This window comes from Bacillus sp. YBWC18 (assembly GCF_002998775.1).
In the GTDB taxonomy this organism is placed as follows: domain Bacteria; phylum Bacillota; class Bacilli; order Bacillales; family Bacillaceae; genus Bacillus.
Map to the genome: position 1 here is coordinate 1,138,748 of NZ_PVRI01000001.1, position 19,663 is coordinate 1,158,410.

21 protein-coding genes and 1 riboswitch are annotated in these 19,663 nt (G+C 40.4%); of the genes, 2 read left to right on the forward strand and 19 right to left on the reverse strand.

Going from position 1 to position 19,663, the window contains the following annotated elements:
- Positions 1-221: 221 nt before the first annotated feature.
- The 15 genes from cmk to C6348_RS06010 all read right to left on the reverse strand — a co-directional run bounded on the left by cmk (position 222) and on the right by C6348_RS06010 (position 13,801).
- Positions 222-899: a (d)CMP kinase gene (gene cmk / locus C6348_RS05940; RefSeq protein ID WP_034661088.1), complete on the reverse strand. Its 678-nt coding sequence runs from the start codon at positions 897-899 to the stop codon at positions 222-224.
- Positions 900-970: 71 nt separating this feature from the next.
- Positions 971-1,153 (reverse strand): YpfB family protein, encoded by a 183-nt coding sequence (locus tag C6348_RS05945; RefSeq protein ID WP_034661090.1) that lies wholly within the window; start codon positions 1,151-1,153, stop codon positions 971-973.
- A gap of 63 nt (positions 1,154-1,216) precedes the next feature.
- Positions 1,217-1,864: a flagellar brake protein gene (locus C6348_RS05950; protein WP_106042286.1), complete on the reverse strand. Its 648-nt coding sequence runs from the start codon at positions 1,862-1,864 to the stop codon at positions 1,217-1,219.
- A gap of 102 nt (positions 1,865-1,966) precedes the next feature.
- Entirely contained in the window at positions 1,967-3,316 is a 1,350-nt protein-coding gene (gene ypeB, locus C6348_RS05955; protein ID WP_106039213.1) for a germination protein YpeB, read from the reverse strand.
- Positions 3,317-3,332: 16 nt separating this feature from the next.
- Positions 3,333-4,253 (reverse strand): spore cortex-lytic enzyme, encoded by a 921-nt coding sequence (sleB, locus tag C6348_RS05960; RefSeq protein WP_106042288.1) that lies wholly within the window; start codon positions 4,251-4,253, stop codon positions 3,333-3,335.
- A gap of 133 nt (positions 4,254-4,386) precedes the next feature.
- Positions 4,387-5,043: a glutamic-type intramembrane protease PrsW gene (prsW, locus tag C6348_RS05965; protein WP_034661098.1), complete on the reverse strand. Its 657-nt coding sequence runs from the start codon at positions 5,041-5,043 to the stop codon at positions 4,387-4,389.
- 155 nt (positions 5,044-5,198) lie between these two features.
- Complete coding sequence (locus C6348_RS05970; RefSeq protein WP_034661101.1) at positions 5,199-6,170, reverse strand: YpdA family putative bacillithiol disulfide reductase; 972 nt, start codon at positions 6,168-6,170, stop codon at positions 5,199-5,201.
- Positions 6,171-6,293: 123 nt separating this feature from the next.
- Positions 6,294-7,568: a Glu/Leu/Phe/Val family dehydrogenase gene (locus C6348_RS05975; protein ID WP_007500982.1), complete on the reverse strand. Its 1,275-nt coding sequence runs from the start codon at positions 7,566-7,568 to the stop codon at positions 6,294-6,296.
- A 195-nt stretch (positions 7,569-7,763) separates the two neighbouring features.
- A complete protein-coding gene (locus C6348_RS05980; protein ID WP_034661102.1) occupies positions 7,764-8,345 on the reverse strand; it encodes a genetic competence negative regulator in 582 nt (193 codons plus the stop codon).
- Between the two features lie 165 nt (positions 8,346-8,510).
- Positions 8,511-9,299, reverse strand: a complete 789-nt coding sequence (locus tag C6348_RS05985) for a metallophosphoesterase (protein ID WP_034661982.1) — start codon at positions 9,297-9,299, stop codon at positions 8,511-8,513.
- An 87-nt stretch (positions 9,300-9,386) separates the two neighbouring features.
- The gene (locus C6348_RS05990; RefSeq protein WP_060596753.1) at positions 9,387-9,839 is read right to left on the reverse strand and encodes a DUF2663 family protein; all 453 of its coding nucleotides are present in this window, start codon (positions 9,837-9,839) and stop codon (positions 9,387-9,389) included.
- A gap of 64 nt (positions 9,840-9,903) precedes the next feature.
- Positions 9,904-10,665, reverse strand: coding sequence for a LysM peptidoglycan-binding domain-containing protein (locus tag C6348_RS05995; RefSeq protein WP_106042290.1), 762 nt, complete (start codon positions 10,663-10,665; stop codon positions 9,904-9,906).
- Positions 10,610-11,251, reverse strand: a complete 642-nt coding sequence (locus C6348_RS06000) for a CPBP family intramembrane glutamic endopeptidase (protein WP_106039216.1) — start codon at positions 11,249-11,251, stop codon at positions 10,610-10,612. The genes C6348_RS05995 and C6348_RS06000 overlap by 56 nt, the downstream gene beginning before the upstream one ends.
- Positions 11,248-12,756: a RecQ family ATP-dependent DNA helicase gene (locus C6348_RS06005; RefSeq protein ID WP_060596755.1), complete on the reverse strand. Its 1,509-nt coding sequence runs from the start codon at positions 12,754-12,756 to the stop codon at positions 11,248-11,250. Before C6348_RS06005 ends, C6348_RS06000 begins: the two co-directional genes overlap by 4 nt.
- Complete coding sequence (locus tag C6348_RS06010; protein WP_034661110.1) at positions 12,749-13,801, reverse strand: YpbB family protein; 1,053 nt, start codon at positions 13,799-13,801, stop codon at positions 12,749-12,751. The genes C6348_RS06005 and C6348_RS06010 overlap by 8 nt, the downstream gene beginning before the upstream one ends.
- A gap of 266 nt (positions 13,802-14,067) precedes the next feature.
- On the opposite strand from C6348_RS06010, the gene C6348_RS06015 reads away from it, so the two are divergent.
- The gene (locus C6348_RS06015; RefSeq protein WP_003215700.1) at positions 14,068-14,316 is read left to right on the forward strand and encodes a ferredoxin; all 249 of its coding nucleotides are present in this window, start codon (positions 14,068-14,070) and stop codon (positions 14,314-14,316) included.
- A 34-nt stretch (positions 14,317-14,350) separates the two neighbouring features.
- On the opposite strand, the gene fmnP is transcribed toward C6348_RS06015, so the two are convergent.
- The gene (fmnP, locus tag C6348_RS06020) at positions 14,351-14,932 is read right to left on the reverse strand and encodes a riboflavin transporter FmnP (protein ID WP_034661112.1); all 582 of its coding nucleotides are present in this window, start codon (positions 14,930-14,932) and stop codon (positions 14,351-14,353) included.
- 144 nt (positions 14,933-15,076) lie between these two features.
- Positions 15,077-15,208: riboswitch (FMN riboswitch) on the reverse strand.
- Between the two features lie 287 nt (positions 15,209-15,495).
- Between fmnP and serA the strand changes: the two genes are divergently transcribed.
- Entirely contained in the window at positions 15,496-17,070 is a 1,575-nt protein-coding gene (serA, locus tag C6348_RS06025) for a phosphoglycerate dehydrogenase (RefSeq protein WP_095285345.1), read from the forward strand.
- Between the two features lie 35 nt (positions 17,071-17,105).
- On the opposite strand, the gene C6348_RS06030 is transcribed toward serA, so the two are convergent.
- From C6348_RS06030 to sigX, 3 genes are all read right to left on the reverse strand, one after another.
- Positions 17,106-17,753: a M23 family metallopeptidase gene (locus tag C6348_RS06030; protein ID WP_106042292.1), complete on the reverse strand. Its 648-nt coding sequence runs from the start codon at positions 17,751-17,753 to the stop codon at positions 17,106-17,108.
- Between the two features lie 100 nt (positions 17,754-17,853).
- Positions 17,854-18,957, reverse strand: coding sequence for a sigma X negative regulator (locus C6348_RS06035; protein ID WP_106042294.1), 1,104 nt, complete (start codon positions 18,955-18,957; stop codon positions 17,854-17,856).
- The gene (gene sigX / locus C6348_RS06040) at positions 18,869-19,477 is read right to left on the reverse strand and encodes an RNA polymerase sigma factor SigX (RefSeq protein ID WP_034318821.1); all 609 of its coding nucleotides are present in this window, start codon (positions 19,475-19,477) and stop codon (positions 18,869-18,871) included. Before sigX ends, C6348_RS06035 begins: the two co-directional genes overlap by 89 nt.
- Positions 19,478-19,663: the final 186 nt, after the last annotated feature.

The following is a 19,663-nucleotide window of genomic DNA, read 5'->3' on the forward strand; positions in this document are numbered from 1 at the left end:
CGATAACCTCCTTGGTCCAAACCTACACAGCTTAGTTAAAACGACTGGGCGAATATGTGTCTTAAGCATGATGATTACCAGCCGAATATGTATTAAAGAAACATTCAAATCAACATAATTGCTTGAATGATCAATAAAAATAGTATTAGTATAAACTTCTAATAAAAGACCTTGTTTGTCAAGAGATAAACCTCTAACTTATTAAAGTTTTCTAAAATTTCTTACTGTTTCTCCACGCGGTCTGCTGCATCTAAAATTTTACCTGCTACCTCTTGAATGGAAAGAGAAGTTGTGTCAATTTCAATGGCGTCATCCGCTTTCTTAAGTGGCGAAACTTCGCGCTCAGAATCAAGTTTGTCACGTCTTGCAATCTCTTCGATCAGCTGATCGTAATTGACATCGTAGCCTTTTTTCTGATTCTCTTCAAAACGGCGTTTTGCTCTTTCTTCTACTGATGCAAGCAAGAAAATTTTCACTTCGGCATCTGGAAGAACGTGCGTACCTATGTCTCTTCCGTCCATAACGACACCGCCTTTTTGACCAAGCTCTTGCTGCCTGCGGACCATTTCTTCCCGAACAGCTCTGTGCTTTGCGACAACCGATACTTGGTTGCTCACGCGGTCTGTGCGAATATCCTCTGTGACATCGGTATTGTCTAGATGAACTTTTTGTCCCTCGTCCGTTGAGACCAGATCAATCACAGTTTTTTTTAGTAATGCATCAAGTGCTGTTTCGTCCTCAAGGTCTACACCATGATTAAGTGCCGCAAGTGTAATCGCGCGGTACATGGCACCTGTATCGATATAAATATATGATTTTTTTGCTGCGACAATTTTTGCCACAGTGCTTTTTCCTGCTGCAGCAGGACCGTCAATTGCGATAGATAATTTCTTTTTCATAATACCTCTCCTTGATTGAATCTCCCTTATGAATTGTAACACGATCACCGCTCAAACGGGGGAATTTTCTATCAATCCTTCTGCTTAAACGTTTCGATCCAATCTTCAATGCTCATGTTATTTACACCCTCGTATTGCACGACTTTTGACAAAAAGAGTTCTCCTTTTGTCAAATGAAGTGTGATCTGAACGGCTAATAATAAGACAAGCTGAATGAGCACCGCTTTCAATAACCATCTTTCCATTGTCTTCATACAAAAAGCCTCCACGCTAGATTCTTTCACCTCTAGTATGGAAGCTTTTAACATCCTTTATTCTTATGCTTTTTTTACCCGTGTTAAAAGCTGCTGCTGGAAGCAGTACTTCATAATGTGCTGCTGGTGGTCATTTGTAATCTCAGAAAACTCCATGATCGCTCTTGTTTTGCCAGTCTGCTCATCTTGATATACTCGATTCATCTCTGCAACCGCTTTAATTTTCACAGGCTCTTTCAGCGGAAGTTCAAACTCTGTGACCACTTCTCCGTATTCTTTCAATGAGACACCTTCAGGAACAGCAATTGCTAAGCCGCCAGCACTCATATTGACAATAAACGTGTCAAAGGCTTCTTCATCCGTTGGCGTGATCGCCGCTTTGACCATTGTATCGACTCTCAGGTATTCTCTGCGCTGAAGCCGAATCATTTCTTCTTTTGGCGGAATGGAAATGACAATCATCGGAATATCTTCTTTCCTCTTTCCGATGACTTCGCTTGTACATTTGTATGGAATTTGATTTTCATCGAAAAAGAAAACGGTGATTTCTGTTTGCTGGTTTAAATAGATCGTGCGGCCCGTTTCTTTATCAGCTGGATAATTAATGCAAATATCATCGTTATTATTTTCCAAAACTTTCGATTTTGCAATTTTCACTTCTTTGTTCTCATTGACGTATTCAATTGTGATTGCATCCCCTATTTGTAACATTCCTCATCACTCTTTTCATCTGTGAAATCATATCCTCTCCTATATTAAACCATGTATAAAACAAAAGGAAAAGGCTTAGTCGCCTTTTCCTCACTTCCTTTTCTATAGGTCTTTATATATAGGTTCTGCGTTTTTTAGTTTATCTACTCGTTCTTCTTTTCCAGTATCCGCATTAATGAACATTCGGTACGTATCGTTCTTAATAGTTCCGAGGAACTCATAGCACAAAACTTCCTCTGACATATCATTTTGAACAATCGCTACATGAGAATCTTCGATTTTTACATGCTGATTCAATGTTTTCTTCGCTTCTTTTTGTGAGATTTTAGGTGCTTTTATGTCTCTTGTTTTATGATTCGTTAAATAGTCTTTCGCTGAAAATCCAACCACCTCACCATCATCTAATGCGACCTTCATGCGTATACTGTCTGGATAAAGCAGTACATTTTTTTGAAGAGGTACATAGGTAAATACACCGATATTATCAAATTGCGCGCTTTCATCTAAATGGAACGACTCTGCATCAAATCCTTGCTTCTTTAAGAAGCTGAGTGCTTTTTCTGATGCATCATTTAAACTGATTTTCTGTTTTTTTACGTCTCGATTTTGAAGAAGGTAGACTGGGTGCCCTCCTTTTTCAGTCAAGTCTAAATAGAAATTCGCTTTACTATCAGGATCTGACATCGATAAGCTGTACACATCTCGATTGGTTTTGCTTCCGCTTTTTCTGACCTTAAAATGTTGATTATGATCAGGTGCGAATTGCTGGGCAATGCGTATCGCTTCTTTCTTTGAGATCTTTTTCCCTTTTAAATGATTGTAGCCATGTGTTTCTGATTCTGTCGACACATTTGTCGGACCGAGATTGACATCCGCAAATGCATCTGCATTTCTCTCGACTGTTTTCAACCCGTCAATGATGGTGTTATCATTCTTTCGGTCGCCATCAGCAAGCGCCATTTCAACATCCATCCATTTTAAATTTTTATTGAGGACAAGGTGCTGTACTTGTCTCAGTTCGTTTTGGATATCAGCCGCTTGATGATATAAAGACGTAATGGTTTTATGCGTATTTTTGTTTAATGGTTCATCTGATAAGGATTTGACTGATGATTTGTAGCTAAAGTCTCCGACATTCGCCAAAAATTCTTCCGTTTTGTTAAAAGGCATTAATGTGAGTGGAAGCTGACTCACATTGTTATGTGCTTCTGATGACATTCTCCATACATCTGCAAGTGCTGGTGAAATCGACGTTTGGCTGTTCATCGCAAGCGTTGCCCCAAGTTTGTCGTGCAGCTGATCCACTTGGTACGTTAAATCGTGAAAAGCCCTTTGATAGTTGTTCTCTGCGTGCAGCAGCACTGCGTCTTTTTCTTGATGCTCTTTATAGCCCCAATAACCTGTTGAGATGACAGCAATTCCTAAAATGGCAATCAATATTCCTCTGATCATTTATTTACACCTCTTTTTATTCGCAGAAAATATGTTTCCCGATTCGTTTAATTTGTGGTCTTCCCCAAATCCATGGACTTGTTGCTGTATCAGGATTAAAGTAATAGACGGCGCTCTCAGACGGGTCCCAGCCGTTAATGGCATCAAACACAGCCTTTTTAGCAGTGTCATTTGGCGACATATAAAATTGACCATCCGCCACAGCTGTAAATGCAAGCGGTTCAAAAATAACACCTGCGATCGTATTTGGAAAAGTCGGGTTGTTCAATCGATTTAAGATAACGGCAGCGATCGCCACCTGACCTTCATATGGCTCGCCTCTTGCTTCGCTATAAACAGCTTGTGATAAGAGCTGAATATCATTACTAGAAAAACCACCTGGCATGTTGGCTGCCGTTTGTTTCGGTGTTTGGTTTGCTTGCTGATTGCCTGACTGATTCCCAGTCTTTCCAGATGTCCCGCTTCCTCCGCTTTGACTTTTTTGATTCTCTTTTGCCCCTTGAGCTGTCTTTTTTTGTGAGCTTCTTTTCGCAGAAGCTTTTGTTTGCTGATCAAGAGGTTTCCCGCCATAATGGGTAAACTCATTCCCCTTTTGCAGCTGCTGCTGAACAAAGTCTTTATAGTATTTTGTCTTTTGAACTAATAGGCTTTTTGTTTGTTTACCTACAAGTCCATCGACCTTCTTTACACCATATCGGCTTTGAAAGTTGCGAACGGCCCAGTACGTCCCCCAGCCATATACACCATCAATTTTGCCATTGTAAAAGCCATTATATTGGAGCCGTGCTTGCAGCTCGACTACATCTTCTCCTGTTGCACCTCGCTGGATGACTTGACTGGTGAAGGCTTCACTTTTTTCAGCTGACATCAGTGAAGCTGCGAGTAGAACAATTGAGAAGATAAGGACGATTTGTTTCATGAAACGAGCTTTGTCCATATTTGATCCTCCTGTACTTTTGATGTTTGAATATATATTTCTTCCGATCCCTATTTTTATACATTCATCACAGGAGTGAATTGGATGAAAAGACAAAAAAAACGCCCTATCAACTGATAGGACGTTTTCCACATTAAATTTGCACCATTTTCACTGAACGGGCCTTTTTTGCTTTCCGCAGGCCAAACCACCATAAAAAAATCATGAATGGCAGCATAATATATCCCCAATTTCTCATACCAAGAAGAATAAAATCATATAAGCCGTGAAAAAGTACTGGCAGCGTTAAAGATAGGATCAACCATTTCACTTGCTCTTTTTTTGCAGAGAAACGGGCTTTCCCAATATAAAACCCCATCACAACACCGAATAAAGCATGACTTGAGACGGGTAATAAAGCACGGGTAAACGCATATTCAACCCCATGTCCGACCAAGTAAAGAATATTTTCTAATGTTGCAAAACCAAGTGAGACACTTGTTCCATACACAATCCCATCATAGTGTTCGTCAAACTGGGCATGCGCATAGACGCTGACCATTAAAATAAACCATTTTAATGATTCCTCTAAAAAGCCCGACGTCACAAATGAAATCAAGATAGGGTTCGTTGCGATATTTTCCTCTTGAAGGACATATTGAATAAACATGGTTGGAAACACAAGTATGACACCTAGCATAAAAGATCTGATGACCATGTGAACCGGCTCATTGTCGTACTGATCTTTCAAATAAAAATAACTTAAAAGTGCGATGCCGGGAGCTAAACCTGCTGAGATGATTGCGATCATAACCAGACCTCTTTCCCTACATTATCCTTCATTATCGTACCATGATTTACCCTTTTTTTATATGACTCGAGCCCATTTTTATGAAAATATTCTTCTATATAATCCCATTTTATATCAAAAAGAACCGAATCCCTTGTAAGGATCCAGTTCTTTTTTTATCCGTTCATTCTTTTGTTGATTTCTTCTGCAATAAGCCCCCCATGAAACCTTCCATTTTCAATGAAAATTTCATTGGCATTATTTCCAGCTGCAATGACTCCTGCAATGAAAATACCTTCTACGTTTGTCTCCATCGTCTGTTCATCAAATGCTGGACGGCCTGATTCTTGATCAATTGTCACACCCATTTTTTCTAAGAAAGAATGATCTGGATGATAGCCTGTCATGGCAAAAACATAATCACTTTTCACTCGCTCCGTTTGATCTTGCTGGTTTGTAAAAATCACCTCTTCTTCTGTGATTTCCTTCACCTGCGCTCCAAACTCCATTCGGATGGTTCCATTCCGCACAAGCGCTTCAAACTCTGGTAAAATCCAAGGTTTGATGCTAGACGAATATTCAGTTCCTCGATACAGCACAGTGACTCTGCTTCCGCATTTCACAAGTTCTAGCGCTGCATCGACACTTGAGTTTTTCCCGCCGATCACCGTCACATCTTTATCAAAGTAAGGGTGTCCTTCTTTAAAATAATGATACACATGAGGAAGGTCTTCTCCTTTGACGTTCATATAGTTTGGATGATCATAGTAACCAGTAGCAATCACGACGTAATCACATGAATAGTCGTCTTTTGATGTGCTCACGGTAAAACAGCCATCTTTTTTCGTCACAGCGGTTACTTTTTCAAAGGCATGCACACGCAGGCTTTTTCGTCTGACTACTTCTCGGTAATAAGAAAGCGCCTGGATACGAACGGGCTTGCGATTTTCAGTAATAAAAGCGACATCACCAATCTCAAGCTTTTCACTTGTACTGAAAAAGGTTTGATGTGTTGGGTAATGATAAATACTGTTGACGACATTCCCCTTTTCAATGACAAGTGCATCAATTCCGATTTGCTTGAACGCGATGGCAGCTGATAGCCCGCATGGGCCGCCTCCTATTATGATCGCTTTTTCTTGTTTCATTTGTTCCACTCCTGTCGTTTCAATACAATAACAACTGCTAGCTGTTTGATGATTTGTTCCATTCCATAAAAAAATCTCCTATTTAAGGATAGGAGATTTTAAGGCGCGATGCAAATAAGCCGCTTAAATCCAGCCTCTGAATCGAGAAGCTTCAGCCATTTTACGTACGCCGACCATATATGCAGCAAGACGCATATCGATGCGACGGTTTTGCGCCATTTCATAAATATTATTAAATGATTTCACCATCATATCTTCTAAACGAGTTTCGACTTCCTCTTCAGTCCAGTAGAACCCTTGGTTATTCTGCACCCATTCAAAGTAAGAAACCGTTACACCACCCGCACTCGCAAGTACGTCTGGGACAAGCAGTACTCCACGATCTGAAAGAATTTTTGTTCCTTCAAGTGTCGTTGGACCATTTGCTGCTTCTACGACAATTTTGGCTTTAATGTTTGCCGCGTTATCTTCAGTGATTTGGTTCTCAATGGCTGCAGGTACTAAGATATCACAATCAAGCTCAAGCAGCTCTTGGTTTGTAATGGTATCGTTAAATAATTTAGTCACGGTTCCAAAGCTGTCACGCCGGTCTAGCAAGTAGTCAATATCAAGACCATCTTCATCGTATAATCCGCCATAAGCATCTGAAATCCCTACGATTTTTGCTCCGGCATCATACATGAATTTAGCCAAGTAGCTTCCTGCATTTCCGAATCCCTGTACGACAACACGAGCCCCGTTGATGTCAATTCCTTTTTTCTTCGCCGCTTCTTTGATGCAGATCGTCACACCTTTTGCAGTTGCAGTATCACGTCCGTGTGACCCTCCAAGAACAATTGGTTTTCCTGTAATAAATCCTGGCGAGTTAAATTCATCAATTCTAGAATATTCGTCCATCATCCATGCCATAATTTGAGAGTTTGTAAACACATCTGGTGCTGGTACATCTTTTGTTGGACCAACGATTTGACTGATTGCGCGAACATAGCCGCGGCTTAGCTTTTCAAGCTCTCTAAATGACATTTCTCTTGGATCACAGATAATACCGCCTTTTCCTCCGCCATAAGGAAGATCCACAATACCACATTTTAAACTCATCCAAATTGAAAGCGCTTTTACTTCTTTTTCAGTAACGTTTGGGTGGAAACGAATGCCGCCTTTTGTCGGTCCGACAGCATCATTGTGCTGTGCACGGTAACCAGTGAAAATTTTCACTGATCCATCATCCATCCGTACTGGAATTTTGACCGTTAATAGACGAATTGGCTCCTTCAGCAATTCATACACTTCTTGCGGATACCCTAATTTGTCTAGCGCTTTATGTATGACGGTTTGAGTTGACTTTAAAACATCTAGCTTATCTTCTGCGTTATGAGCGGCGTTTTGATCGGCTGCCATTAAAATAAACCCCCTAGAAATCTTTCATGATCTACTGCTCCCTTTCAAGCAATAGTATACACCTTCGTACTGGTAAAGCAAAGGTAAAAAACGTTTTTTATCAAAATAAAATATCAGTGTTTATAAATATAAAAAAGGATATAAAAAATACTGTTGTTTCATCACAACAGTATTAAATATAATAGAAAAAAGTGATTAAAAATACATTTGAATCGTTTTCACTGCATCATCTTGCATGATCACTTTTCCATATTCTTTTAGCCGATGAATCGTTAATGTCGTAGGAGAACCAAACTCCGCTAAAATGGAAATGACTGTATCAGCAGACAGTTCTTCAAAATCATCTAAGCTGAGAAAATATTGACCTTCATAATGGTAAACTGTACCCCCTAAAAGCCCAATACGACTTAAACTATGGGACAGTTGAATCACATCTTCAAACGAGGCAAATTGATAGAGCACATGATTACTCTCGTCGAGCTTGACTTGCATCTCAATGTAATCTTCATCAAACTCATCATCATCAGCATCTTCCTGCTGACTCTTTGTGACAATGACGACCATCCCCTGCGCCTGAAGAGAAAATACTTCAACAGCAATCGGTCCACTCGCTTCAAAACCGAGCTCCTGATTCGCCTCGTTCATCATGTCTTTAAACAGCTGATGGACTTTGAACGAATCTTTCCAAAGGTCTTCTTTCGTAAGACCCCGGTCTGTCAGGTCATCTAGTGTGAGAAAAATTTTGATTTTATTATAATTCAGACGCTCCAGTCGCATAACGTTCCCTCCTGCCTCTTCTAAACACACATCATACTGTAGTATATGAGATGATGAGTCATAGGTTCTTAATTTTGTATTCAGTTTACACTGTGTCAAGACGGAAGACAAGCATGAAGCTATGCTTACGGTGACTTTTATGGAAAATATTGAGGGTGCAGCAAGTCATCGCGTTTTTACAGGCATTAAATAGATCAGATGGGTTTCTGGTTCTGCCCCGAGACGCATTGGAATCTTTGTTGTTCCATAGCCATTACTAATGAGAAAAAACGCGCCTTTGACCTGACCTGTTCTTCCTTTTTCATACGGACCAAATTTTCCGATTCGGATCTGACCTCCATGCGTATGACCGCTCAGAACAAGGTCGATTCCCTCTTCTTCACTCATCAAATGATGTACATCTGGGTTGTGTGATAAGAGAATATTCACTTCATCTTTCACAAACTCAGGCCGTATCGCTTCATAATCCGCCTTTTCAAGCCGAATATCATCGATACCTCCAACTTTGATTGGCTGGCCTTCGAAATCCCACACAGCCGTTTCATTTTGCAGAGTCGTGACATCATATGCATGAAGTATCTCTTTAAACTTCTGCTGGTGCAGCTCATGATCATTATTTCCCCAAACAAAATAAACGGGCGCAATTCTTGATAAACGTTTCACATTTTCTTCAATCCTGGCGTAGGGTACACCTTTTTCTGCTAAGTCCCCGCCTACCATAATGACATCTGGTTCTTCTTGTGTGACTTCTGCTAATAATGAGTCACTAATAAGACGCCGGTGTGTATCAGAAATAAAGAAAATCACTGCTGGTCGATCTGATTGAAGTGCCTCTATTGTAAAGTAATGCTTTTTGATGTTGTTTTGTTTTGCCGTTTTCACCATTTTTGCCGTTACACACACACCTGTTGTAACAGCCGCAATGGCGGCAGTAAATCCGATGGCATATTTCATCATAAATGGCTCCCTTGCATTTGTTTCGTTCATAAGACGCTTGAATGAAAAAAGACGTTTCAACTATTAAAACGTCTTTTTACACATTTATTTACTTTCATAATAGAGATTAATGTCATATTGCTTCTGCATATAGTGAAAAACCGCTTCACGCTCTTTCCACTGGTCTGATTGCGGCCATAAGTCTGTGCTTTTTTGTATAATCTCACATCTAAGCCGATGATATTCATCCTCAGCCTTTTCCTCTTTTTTCTTATAGTAATAAGATGCGTAAAAAGCAAACACCTCAGCCATTATCCAAAATAGAAAGATCTCATGACCAAGCAGTGTTGCAATCATCGCTTCCGGCTGAAGAGAGCCTCCCTTATTTGCCGTTATTACAAAATAAAACAAAAGAATCGCCAGCGACAATAGGGCTGTCCATTGCCATCTTTTGCACTGCTTAGCAAAGCCCTCATATTTGTGCTTTCTTTTGATCAACGTTTCCATCATTTTCTGTGTCGGCTGATCCATATAGCGGCTGATTACGTGCAATGTCATCACATACACCCTGTCCCTTTTTTCTACATATGTATGTGCTTTTTCATTCGATCATGTCAGGTAATTAGTTTTCCAATGGAATGTTGAGTACTTGACCACTGTATACACTGTTCCCATTTAAATGATTATAGGCTTTAATTTTCTCTTCACCCGATCGGTTTTTGTAATATTTCATCGAGATTCGATACAGGTTTTCCTCTGGGCCCACAGTGTGCTGTACGACACGAACCGGCTTTTCTTCCTGCTTCTTTTTTTCTTCGGCTTCTTTTCGTTTTTTCTCTTCTTGTTGTTTTTGCAGTGCGAGCTGCTGCTGTTCACGCTTTTTCGCAGCTGCGGCTTTTTCACGCTCTTCTTTCTCTTTAGCGGCTTTTTCTTTTTTCTTCTGCTCTGCTTTTTCTTTTGATCGCTGCTTTTCTTTTTCTTCATCTTTCTTTTTCTTCTCTTCATCAGACGCATCCGCTTTATCATCGCTAGCGTCATTTTTTGTTTCGACAAGTGCTGACGGAACTGGGTCTGTGTCAGCACTTGAGGTTTTATCGATGTATACACCTTGATTGTTATTATCGTTGATTTCCTTTGATGTGTAATAGATCAATAGAAAGAAAACAGTGATGACGATGATAGGAAAGATAATAGCCAATGTCGTAAACAAAGGATTGCGCACTTTTTTCGTGCGCTGCTTCTTATATTCATGAAAGTCTTCTCGTGTAGGAAAGTGAGAGTCATCAGAAGGAAGTACTTTTTCTTCAAGAATTTCCTCTACATCGTCGTCATGGTTGTTTGTCAGCTGCTCCTTCTTTCTCTGCATTCTCGACATTTCTTCCATGTTCATCCCTCCCCTTATATTTCAAACGAATTTGACAAGCAAAGACTAAGTCAATGACAAAATGAGTCATGACAGGAACAAATAAATTCCCCGTCCACTCGTATAAAAGTCCTAAAAAAATACTAATGGAAACCACGAGGATAAACAAGAGTATTTTTGATAAATAGCGAAAGTGAAGAAGCGCAAACACGATGCTGGCAATCTCCAGCCCAAATTGCTGTTGAACGATTCCGCGAAATAGTATTTCCTCTGAAAAGGCGATGAGAAGTGCTAACCAAACAATATGCGGGATGCTTCGGTTTTTGAACATCTTTTCATTTAAACCGCCATCATCATACATATGAGCGGGAAACACCTTCATGACAATCGCATCCACAATGATGACGAGCAAAGCACCGCCAATTCCATATGTCAGAATGCGCATATCATGAATCTGCCAAAGGGCTGTAAAATCCGTCCATTGATCGAACATAAATATGCCTAGTAAAAAAGAAACGATAAGCATGAGGAGCTGCGTGAAATACAGCTGTTCTACGACTTGTCGATCGGTTAATTTTTCAATGATTCGACGATGTTGTTCAATCAATGCTGCGCCTCTTTTGTCAGATGAAACATACGATCCAGCACGGTCTTCCAGTGTTTCATTTCATTCAGCTCCAATGATTGATCTTTTTTTTCATAATCAGACAGGTCAAGTCCGCAAGAAGAGCAGCAATGATCAGAGGACGCGTGCTCTGTTTGATTAAGCTGTTCGTGAAAGTATGATAACAGAGATTGTCTAAAGCAGTCATGACCCATGATCCGCTCTTTAAATTGCCACACTTTTCTCAGCTTTTCTGTTTGTCTATCCTGCAATTTTTCTTTTAGATTCATGAGGATTGCCGGGCGCTGTTCGGACTCATGCATCATGTAATAATGCGTCAGCATTCTTGCACGGGTCTCCTGAAGCCCTGTTTCCATTAATCGTTCACGTAATTTTTTTTCATCATTTGTCTGCATTTGTGTGAGCTGTGCTAAGTAGAAATCAATTTCTGGATCGTCAAATCCTTCTGCTTGGATCAAGTGTTGCTGAATATCTGCATCCTCTTCTGTATATAAAAGAATGCTCACACTGTTTTTCCCATCCCTTCCCGCTCTTCCAATCTCTTGCATAAATGCTTCAATCGATTGCGGCGGGCTCATATGAATGACAAATCGGATATCCGCTTTATCAATTCCCATGCCAAAAGCACTCGTGCAGCAAATGAGATCAAGCTGACCGCTGATAAATTGCTGCTGAATGAGCATACGGTCTCCTGCATCCATTCCGCCATGATAAAACTCAACACGCTGATTGGTTTTTTGTTTCATCCAGAGTGCAAGCTCTTCTGTCATTTGCCGGGTCGGGCAATAAATAAGACCTGGTCCTTGCAGGAAGTCCGCAAGCTCAATGGCCCGTTTCTCTTTTGCTTCTTTCGATTCGTGCGCTTCTTTGACGAAGGCAATGTTCGGGCGGTTGACGGAATGAATATGAAAGTCAGGATGCTGTAATCTTAGCGTTTGCACTGTATCTTTTAGCGTTTGTTTCGTTGCTGTAGCTGTAAGAGCTAAAGCAACAGGATGACCTAACGCTTCTCTCCATTCTCCCAGCTTTGAATATTCAGGACGGAAATCATGCCCCCATTCTGATATACAATGCGCTTCATCGACGACAAACAGACCAATATGCATCGACTTGAGCTGTTCTAGCAGGACTTCTGACATTAATGCCTCAGGTGCGACGAATAAAAATTTATATGATGGCAAATGCCGAATGATATGTCGTCTCTCCTGAAAAGACAATGTGCTGTTAAGCGCCGCCACTCGTTTTTCTCCGCGCATTTTCATTCGTTCGACTTGATCCTCCATAAGCGATAAAAGAGGCGAAATAATCAGAACTAATCCTTCTGTCATATAGCCAGGAATTTGATAGCAAAGTGACTTCCCTCCGCCAGTAGGCAGCATGGCAACCGTATCTTTTTGATGCAGTACACTTTGAATTATGTCCTCTTGACCCACTTTAAAAGTGTCGTGGCCAAAGTATCGCATGAGCGTCTGATGAAGCTTATCCATTTGCTTTCACCATCCTTGTCAGTGCCAATCGTATTTGAAAATAAGTAAATGGATGCTCGAGTTTTTCTTTAATCAGCTTCATTTTATTTGTTTGAAGCTCCCTGGCTACAGTAAGGATCGCCCGCTGCTCTTCTATACTCACATACGGATCTATTGAAAAGCTTGGCTCATGTATCGACAGCTCCACGATATGATCTTCGATCGTTGCCTTTTTTAGTGAACGAATGTGAGCAATCTGTTCAATATCAAATCCTTTTTGGACAAGCTCAAGTGTTTTATGGGTAGAAGTTGTTAACACGCGTTTGAATTCAAGGTCACCTACGAGCTGCTGCAAAATCGGTGCCTCACCTTTTTGGGCAGATTGAATAAAATAATGGAGTACATTCCAAAAAAGCAGGTACACATACCACACATCTTCTTTCATCCACTCCGCCATTTGCTGATACGTACGCCCGATTCGTTCATTTGAGGTCAATGAATAAACAAAAATCAGTGCCTCTTGATCGCTTAAACAAACAAGGAGCTTTTCTAGTTCATGATGCAGATCTTCTGAAAGCTTGCTTTTCTGCTGATGCTGTTTCAAGAAAGATTTCGTCCAGCTTTGAACCGAGACATCTCTTTGTATTGGAACATATTGATGCGATCCAGCCATATAGTGAGAAAGCACTTGTACAAGTAAAGAGAGCCTCATCCATAGCATCTTTGCTTTATCGTGATATTTGGCACCATGAAAATAAGCGGGCATCGGTTTTTCAGAAAAATGCTGGTTTAGCATTCGCTGCCCTGCTTCAGTGATGCTGAATGTCTCATCGTTTTTTCTAATGTAGTGCTTCTCTTCAAGCTTTAAAGCAGAACGATTCAGCTGATCCCTCGTAAACCCCTGGTAACAGCCGAAGTACCTGGAAAGCTCAAACAAGCTGGCATCCTGTATGGTTTGTGATGATTTTTTTCCTTTAAAAAGATGGTAGACAGCACTAATGGAGCGTTCGCCGTTCAATTTATATACGCTGTCCATTAACATGACATCCAAATAATGAAGAGTCATTCATCAATGCACCTGTCTTCCTGACAAAATTCGAATATTTTCTCCCTTTATTTTAACAGATTTCATACAAGAAGAAATGTTTAAACTCAATTTATGGGGGAAAGTTATGAACAAACCCTTATGTGATAAGCATTCTCAATCACTTTACAGTTGAAATGTGAATTTAAAATCATTACAATAAGGTTTGAGGAAATTGTTTTTTATCGGTGAAACTAAAAAGGTTAAACCATGTGTTCCATCGAACTATCTGGGAGGTATTTTTTAACATGGCAAAATATACAATTGTAGACAAAGACACATGTATTGCTTGCGGCGCATGCGGTGCAGCTGCTCCAGACATTTATGATTATGATGATGAAGGCATTGCATTTGTTACGCTTGACGACAACCAAGGGACTGTAGAAGTTCCAGAAGTACTTGAAGAAGATATGCTTGATGCATTTGAAGGATGTCCAACTGACTCAATCAAAGTTGCGGACGAATCTTTCGAGGGTGACCCACTTAAGCATGAATAGTATAAAAGCCCCTTATGCAGGGGCTTTTTTTATATTAACTATTTTGAAGTCGGCGTTTATTTTCAAACCATGGACGCATTTTCACAAAAATGAAGCTAAACACGATGGTAATGATCATTCCTTTAATAAAGTTAAAAGGTAAGATCCCTGCTGTAATGGTCGTCTTGAGCGCATGATCAGATAGTTCAGGTGCGTTTAAAAACCATGTGTAAGCTGGCAGGAATAAGAAGTAATTTAAAATGCTCATCATCACAGTCATCAGTAATGTACCGATGATCATTGACCATGCCATCCCTTTTGCTGATTTAATTTTTTTGAACATAAAGGCGACTGGTAAGATGAATAATGTGCCTGCAATGAAGTTCGCGACTTGCCCAACTGGAACACCAGACATACTGCCTTGAATGAGATAATGCAGAACATTTTTTAATGCCTCAACGGCAATTCCTGCACCCGGCCCATAAATTAAAATCGCAATAATGGCTGGTATATCACTGAAATCAATTTTCAAATACGCTGGAAGCCCTGGGAAAGGGAAATCCAATAAAATTAACACGAACGAAATACTGCTGAGCATACTGGTGACGACTAAACGTTTTACTTTACTTTGATTCAATATTCTCTCTCCTTTTCGATCAAATCTTTCGAAAAGAGGATTGTTCAATTTCAGCCGCAAAAAAACCGCTCATGAAAACAGGAGCGGGGAATTTTGGCTAGACAAATAAACGTGTGAAAAACCATGTTTTCAACGTTTACGAACCTCCATCTTCTCCCATCCAGACTATACTGTCGGCTTCGGAATCACACCGAATCCTGCCAAAAAAGGCTCGCGGGCTTAGAGACTATGCTCATCACCGCCGGTAGGGAATTGCACCCTGCCCCGAAGATTGATCATTATTCAATTCGACATCATTATATATGATATATGAGCATTTGTACAGATAAAAATCCTGAGCAATTTCATCAGTTTTAAGAAATCGTAAAAAACTTAAAAATTATAATGACAAATGCGCAAAAATTGGTTATCTTTTGTTTAAAGGTGTCCATTCTTTATAAAGATACCAATAAATGTTCGTGTTTTCTTTTTCGCTTTACTGCTTTAATTTGATTGACACAGTGAAAAGGAATATGGTAAATTATCAGATATTTATGACGTTTATTTTAGGAGGAAATCTTACGATGTTTCGAGTATTAGTCTCAGATAAGATGAGCAATGATGGTCTTTTACCACTTTTAGAATCAGATTTTGTTGAAATTGTCCAAAAAAATGTAACAGAAGCAGAAGATGAATTACACACATTTGATGCCTTACTTGTCAGAAGTGCTACGAAAGTGACCAAAGAGCTTTATGAAAAAATGTCTTCATTAAAAATTGTCGGCCGTGCCGGTGTGGGAGTAGACAATATTGATATTGATGAAGCGACCAAGCATGGCGTCATTGTCATCAATGCACCAAACGGTAATACGATCTCCACAGCTGAGCATACATTTGCCATGATCTCTTCGCTCATGCGTCATATTCCACAAGCCAATATTTCTGTGAAATCAAAAGAATGGAACAGAGGCGCATATGTTGGTGCTGAGCTTTATGGAAAATCTCTTGGGATTGTTGGACTTGGCAGAATCGGAAGCGAAATCGCTCAGCGTGCAAGAGCATTTGGCATGACAGTCAACGTATTTGACCCATTTCTCACAAAGGAACGTGCAGAAAAAATTGGTGTCAATGCCAAATCACTTGATGAAGTACTCGAAGTATCAGATATTATCACTGTACATACCCCATTAACAAAAGAAACAAGAGGGCTTCTCAATAAAGAAACAATTGCAAAAACGAAAAAAGGCGTTCGCCTAGTGAACTGTGCGCGCGGCGGTATTATTGACGAGGGTGACCTTCTTGAAGCGCTTGAAAGCGGCCATGTTGCAGGAGCTGCACTCGATGTATTTGAGGTAGAACCTCCTACTGATAATCCGCTTGTAGACCATCCGCTCGTCATTGCGACTCCGCATCTTGGCGCATCGACAAAGGAAGCACAATTAAATGTAGCGGCGCAAGTTTCTGAAGAAGTACTTCAATTTGCAAAAGGACTCCCTGTCATGTCATCTATTAATCTACCAGCGATGACAAAAGACGAGTTCAAAAAGATTCAGCCTTATCATCAGTTTGCAGGAAAGCTCGGACGTCTTGTCTCTCAATCAATGAGAGAGCCTGTAAAAGAAGTAAGCATCTCTTACGAAGGCTCTATTTCAAAACTCGAAACCTCCTTTATTACAAAAAGTCTCCTGTCAGGCTTTTTAAAAGAACGCGTCGATTCGACTGTAAATGAAGTAAATGCTGGGATGGTGGCAAAAGAACGCGGCATTAGCTTTAGTGAAAAAATTTCTTCCAGCGAATCTGGTTACGAAAACAGCATTTCTATTGAAGTCAAAGGTGACCTTTCAACCTTTACTCTAAAAGCAACCTACATCCCGCATTTAGGAGAACGCGTTGTTTCCATTAATGGATTTAATATTGATTTTTATCCAGATGGACACCTTGTCTACATCCAGCATACTGATGCCCCTGGTGTGATTGGAAAGGTTGGACAAATATTAGGCGACCATGATGTCAACATTGCGACAATGCAAGTAGGACGTAAAGAAAAAGGCGGCGAAGCCATCATGATGCTTTCTTTCGACAAACATCTTGAGGACGAAATTGTCAAAGAATTAACCGAAGTGCAAGATATACTTTCTGTCCGTCTGATCGACCTATAAAAAATAATGTTAAACCTCATGCATTTGCATGAGGTTTATTTTGTTGAAATCATTAAACGGTCTCCCGTTCGGATGAGATGAGTAGTAAGCTCATTGATTTTTTTCAATTGTTCCACAGTCATCTCGTGCGCCTTTGCAATCGACCAAAGAGTATCTCCTTGTTTAATGAGATATGTATTTTTTTCTTGCCCGTTTACATGAAGAGCCGGCTCTTGGAAACGGTCCATCGCAATGATTGTGAGTGGATCTACCGCATCTTCTTTACTGACTGACCAATTACCCTTGTGCACCTCAAAATGCAAATGAGTGCCTCTAGAAGCCCCTGTGTTGCCGATAATGCCGATCGGCTGTCCTGCTTCTACATGGTCATCCTTTTTAACAAAACGCTCGTGTAAATGAGCATAGACGGTTTCATATCCATTTGGATGCTGGATAAACACAACCTCTCCATATGTAGCAGATACATACGAACGCGAGACCACACCTTCACTTGCAGCAAATATGGATTCTCCTTCAGGCGCAGCTATATCTAATCCCTTGTGCGAGCCACCTCTTGTCCCAAACAAATCCGTGACTTCTCCTTTTATGGGCTCCACCCATTCGCTTGTTTTCTGTGCATGAGCAAAAGGCGAAAAAATCAACAGCAAAAAACAGCTGGCACATATGAAGCAATACCTTTTCATCAGTGACTCCCCTTCTTTGAGGTTCTTTTTATGACAGCTTAGTATACAGCAAGGAAGCTATTTTCTATACATCAAAAAAGAACGCAATTTCTTGCGTCCTTTAACGGTCTCTTATAACAACTGGATTCGGCAGAGCCGGCACCTCTATGGGTTCTTCTAATTCATATGGACCAACTTGATCTGCCCCCGCCTGTTGAATGGTGACCTCTGTAAAACCAAAATCTTTCGCTGAGAGCAGCAGACCTTCAATGAGTAGAATATGATCATTTGAGTCCGATAATTGCGCTGATGCTCCAAACGTGATAGTCACATGTTTTCCTTTAGTCGTCACTTCTTTAATCGATTCATCTTTAATTAATGGATCAAGTCCGGCATCACTTGTCCGCTTCATGGCCTCTACCGCATCTTCATACGAAGGATAATGGGTTTTTGAAGGCACTAAAAAAGTCCCGCTTTTGTTGTCTAAAACATAATAAGCGTGCTTTGTTTGTTTCTCAATCGACATTGTTCCAATGCGGCCATTTGCTCCTAATTGAAGTTGAGAACCTTTGGATGTCTTGACCTGTACCCGCTTATACTTACTCCATTTTAGCGTTTCTTTTACCATATCTTTAAACCGGTTGGCTTCTTTTAACGTATCGAGGGACAAATCATTTTTTAACTGAAAGATGAGTGTATCTCCTTTTTCTCGAAGATCTACCATATCAATATAAGATTGAAGAGGTTTTGTCATTTCAGGCAGCTGCACCTGCCCATATGTGTTCATCATTTCTTGCAAATGATCATACTCATCCTCTTTTTCAATGCTAATTGGAACTACCTGAGAGGTTGATTCATCTATGTATGCAATGGTCATATACTTTTGCTGCTGCTTACGAGAAACAACGTGTGAGGGCCCATCAGTCTGTTTGACCGCCTCTAATGTGGCGTTCACCTGACTTTTGTCAGCACTTGTTTCCACTTGCTTATGATGATCTTGAGCAGCCGGTTGAAATAAATGAGGAGAAATCAAAAACGCCATAAATAAAACCACAACGGTTGCGACCGCTGGACCGATCCATTTGGCACTTTTCTTTTTCTGCCCGCTTGCCATCAGCATCTGCTGGTATATCTGCTTAGATGAACGGTTGTCCTCCACCTTTGGAAGCTGACTTAGTAACACCTTGATTCGTTCTTCGCTCCAATCGGACCTGTTCGTTTTCATTCACTAGCTCCTCCTTCAAAAGCTCCATATGTTTTCGGAGCACTTTCAGGCCTCGGTGCTGCGTTGTTTTGACTTTGCTTTCCGAGAACTTTAGCGCCTTTGCCGTCTCCATGATTGAGTAGCCCTGGATAAATCTTAAAATGATGACAGCTCGTTGATCAATTGTGCAATGATCAAGTGCGGCATAGATTTCTTTTACATTTTCATCCTGTACAGCTAGTTCGTCTGGGAGCAAGTCTGGGTCCTTTACATCCTGCTTATCCCAATCAAACGTGCCGAGTACCCGTTGTCTAATGGTTTGCTGTTTGCGAAACCAATCAATCGCCACATGCCTTGCAATTGAAAACAGCCAAGTTTTCTCGCTGCTTCTTCCTTCAAAAGTTTTATATGAGTGAAGTACCCGGATGTAAACCTCCTGAACGAGATCCTCTGCCTGATTTTTATCTTTAACCATATAAAATAAAAACTGGTACAAATCTTGATGGTACGAATCATATATTTTTTGAAAGGTTTCATGCATAGGAAACCCCTCCGTTCACTTATTTTTGTCGATTGACTCTTACAAAACGTTACATTACAACTTTATGACAAATATATTACAAGTTCAACAATTTGGGAAGGGCTTTTTGTTTAACTTCTCCTTAAAAATATGAAAATAAAAAAACACTTCTTTTTTTCGAAAAGAAGTGCCAGATTGTTGACAAAG

Excerpts from the sequence above, each read along its gene's own strand:
- cmk (WP_034661088.1), bottom strand. The coding sequence starts at position 899 with ATGAAAAAGAAATTATCTATCGCAATTGACGGTCCTGCTGCAGCAGGA.
- C6348_RS05945 (WP_034661090.1), bottom strand. The coding sequence starts at position 1,153 with ATGAAGACAATGGAAAGATGGTTATTGAAAGCGGTGCTCATTCAGCTT.
- C6348_RS05950 (WP_106042286.1), bottom strand. The coding sequence starts at position 1,864 with ATGTTACAAATAGGGGATGCAATCACAATTGAATACGTCAATGAGAAC.
- ypeB (WP_106039213.1), bottom strand. The coding sequence starts at position 3,316 with ATGATCAGAGGAATATTGATTGCCATTTTAGGAATTGCTGTCATCTCA.
- sleB (WP_106042288.1), bottom strand. The coding sequence starts at position 4,253 with ATGGACAAAGCTCGTTTCATGAAACAAATCGTCCTTATCTTCTCAATT.
- prsW (WP_034661098.1), bottom strand. The coding sequence starts at position 5,043 with ATGATCGCAATCATCTCAGCAGGTTTAGCTCCCGGCATCGCACTTTTA.
- C6348_RS05970 (WP_034661101.1), bottom strand. The coding sequence starts at position 6,170 with ATGAAACAAGAAAAAGCGATCATAATAGGAGGCGGCCCATGCGGGCTA.
- C6348_RS05975 (WP_007500982.1), bottom strand. The coding sequence starts at position 7,568 with ATGGCAGCCGATCAAAACGCCGCTCATAACGCAGAAGATAAGCTAGAT.
- C6348_RS05980 (WP_034661102.1), bottom strand. The coding sequence starts at position 8,345 with ATGCGACTGGAGCGTCTGAATTATAATAAAATCAAAATTTTTCTCACA.
- C6348_RS05985 (WP_034661982.1), bottom strand. The coding sequence starts at position 9,299 with ATGAAATATGCCATCGGATTTACTGCCGCCATTGCGGCTGTTACAACA.
- C6348_RS05990 (WP_060596753.1), bottom strand. The coding sequence starts at position 9,839 with ATGACATTGCACGTAATCAGCCGCTATATGGATCAGCCGACACAGAAA.
- C6348_RS05995 (WP_106042290.1), bottom strand. The coding sequence starts at position 10,665 with ATGGAAGAAATGTCGAGAATGCAGAGAAAGAAGGAGCAGCTGACAAAC.
- C6348_RS06005 (WP_060596755.1), bottom strand. The coding sequence starts at position 12,756 with ATGGATAAGCTTCATCAGACGCTCATGCGATACTTTGGCCACGACACT.
- C6348_RS06010 (WP_034661110.1), bottom strand. The coding sequence starts at position 13,801 with ATGACTCTTCATTATTTGGATGTCATGTTAATGGACAGCGTATATAAA.
- C6348_RS06015 (WP_003215700.1), top strand. The coding sequence starts at position 14,068 with ATGGCAAAATATACAATTGTAGACAAAGACACATGTATTGCTTGCGGC.
- serA (WP_095285345.1), top strand. The coding sequence starts at position 15,496 with ATGTTTCGAGTATTAGTCTCAGATAAGATGAGCAATGATGGTCTTTTA.
- C6348_RS06030 (WP_106042292.1), bottom strand. The coding sequence starts at position 17,753 with ATGAAAAGGTATTGCTTCATATGTGCCAGCTGTTTTTTGCTGTTGATT.
- C6348_RS06035 (WP_106042294.1), bottom strand. The coding sequence starts at position 18,957 with ATGAAAACGAACAGGTCCGATTGGAGCGAAGAACGAATCAAGGTGTTA.
- sigX (WP_034318821.1), bottom strand. The coding sequence starts at position 19,477 with ATGCATGAAACCTTTCAAAAAATATATGATTCGTACCATCAAGATTTG.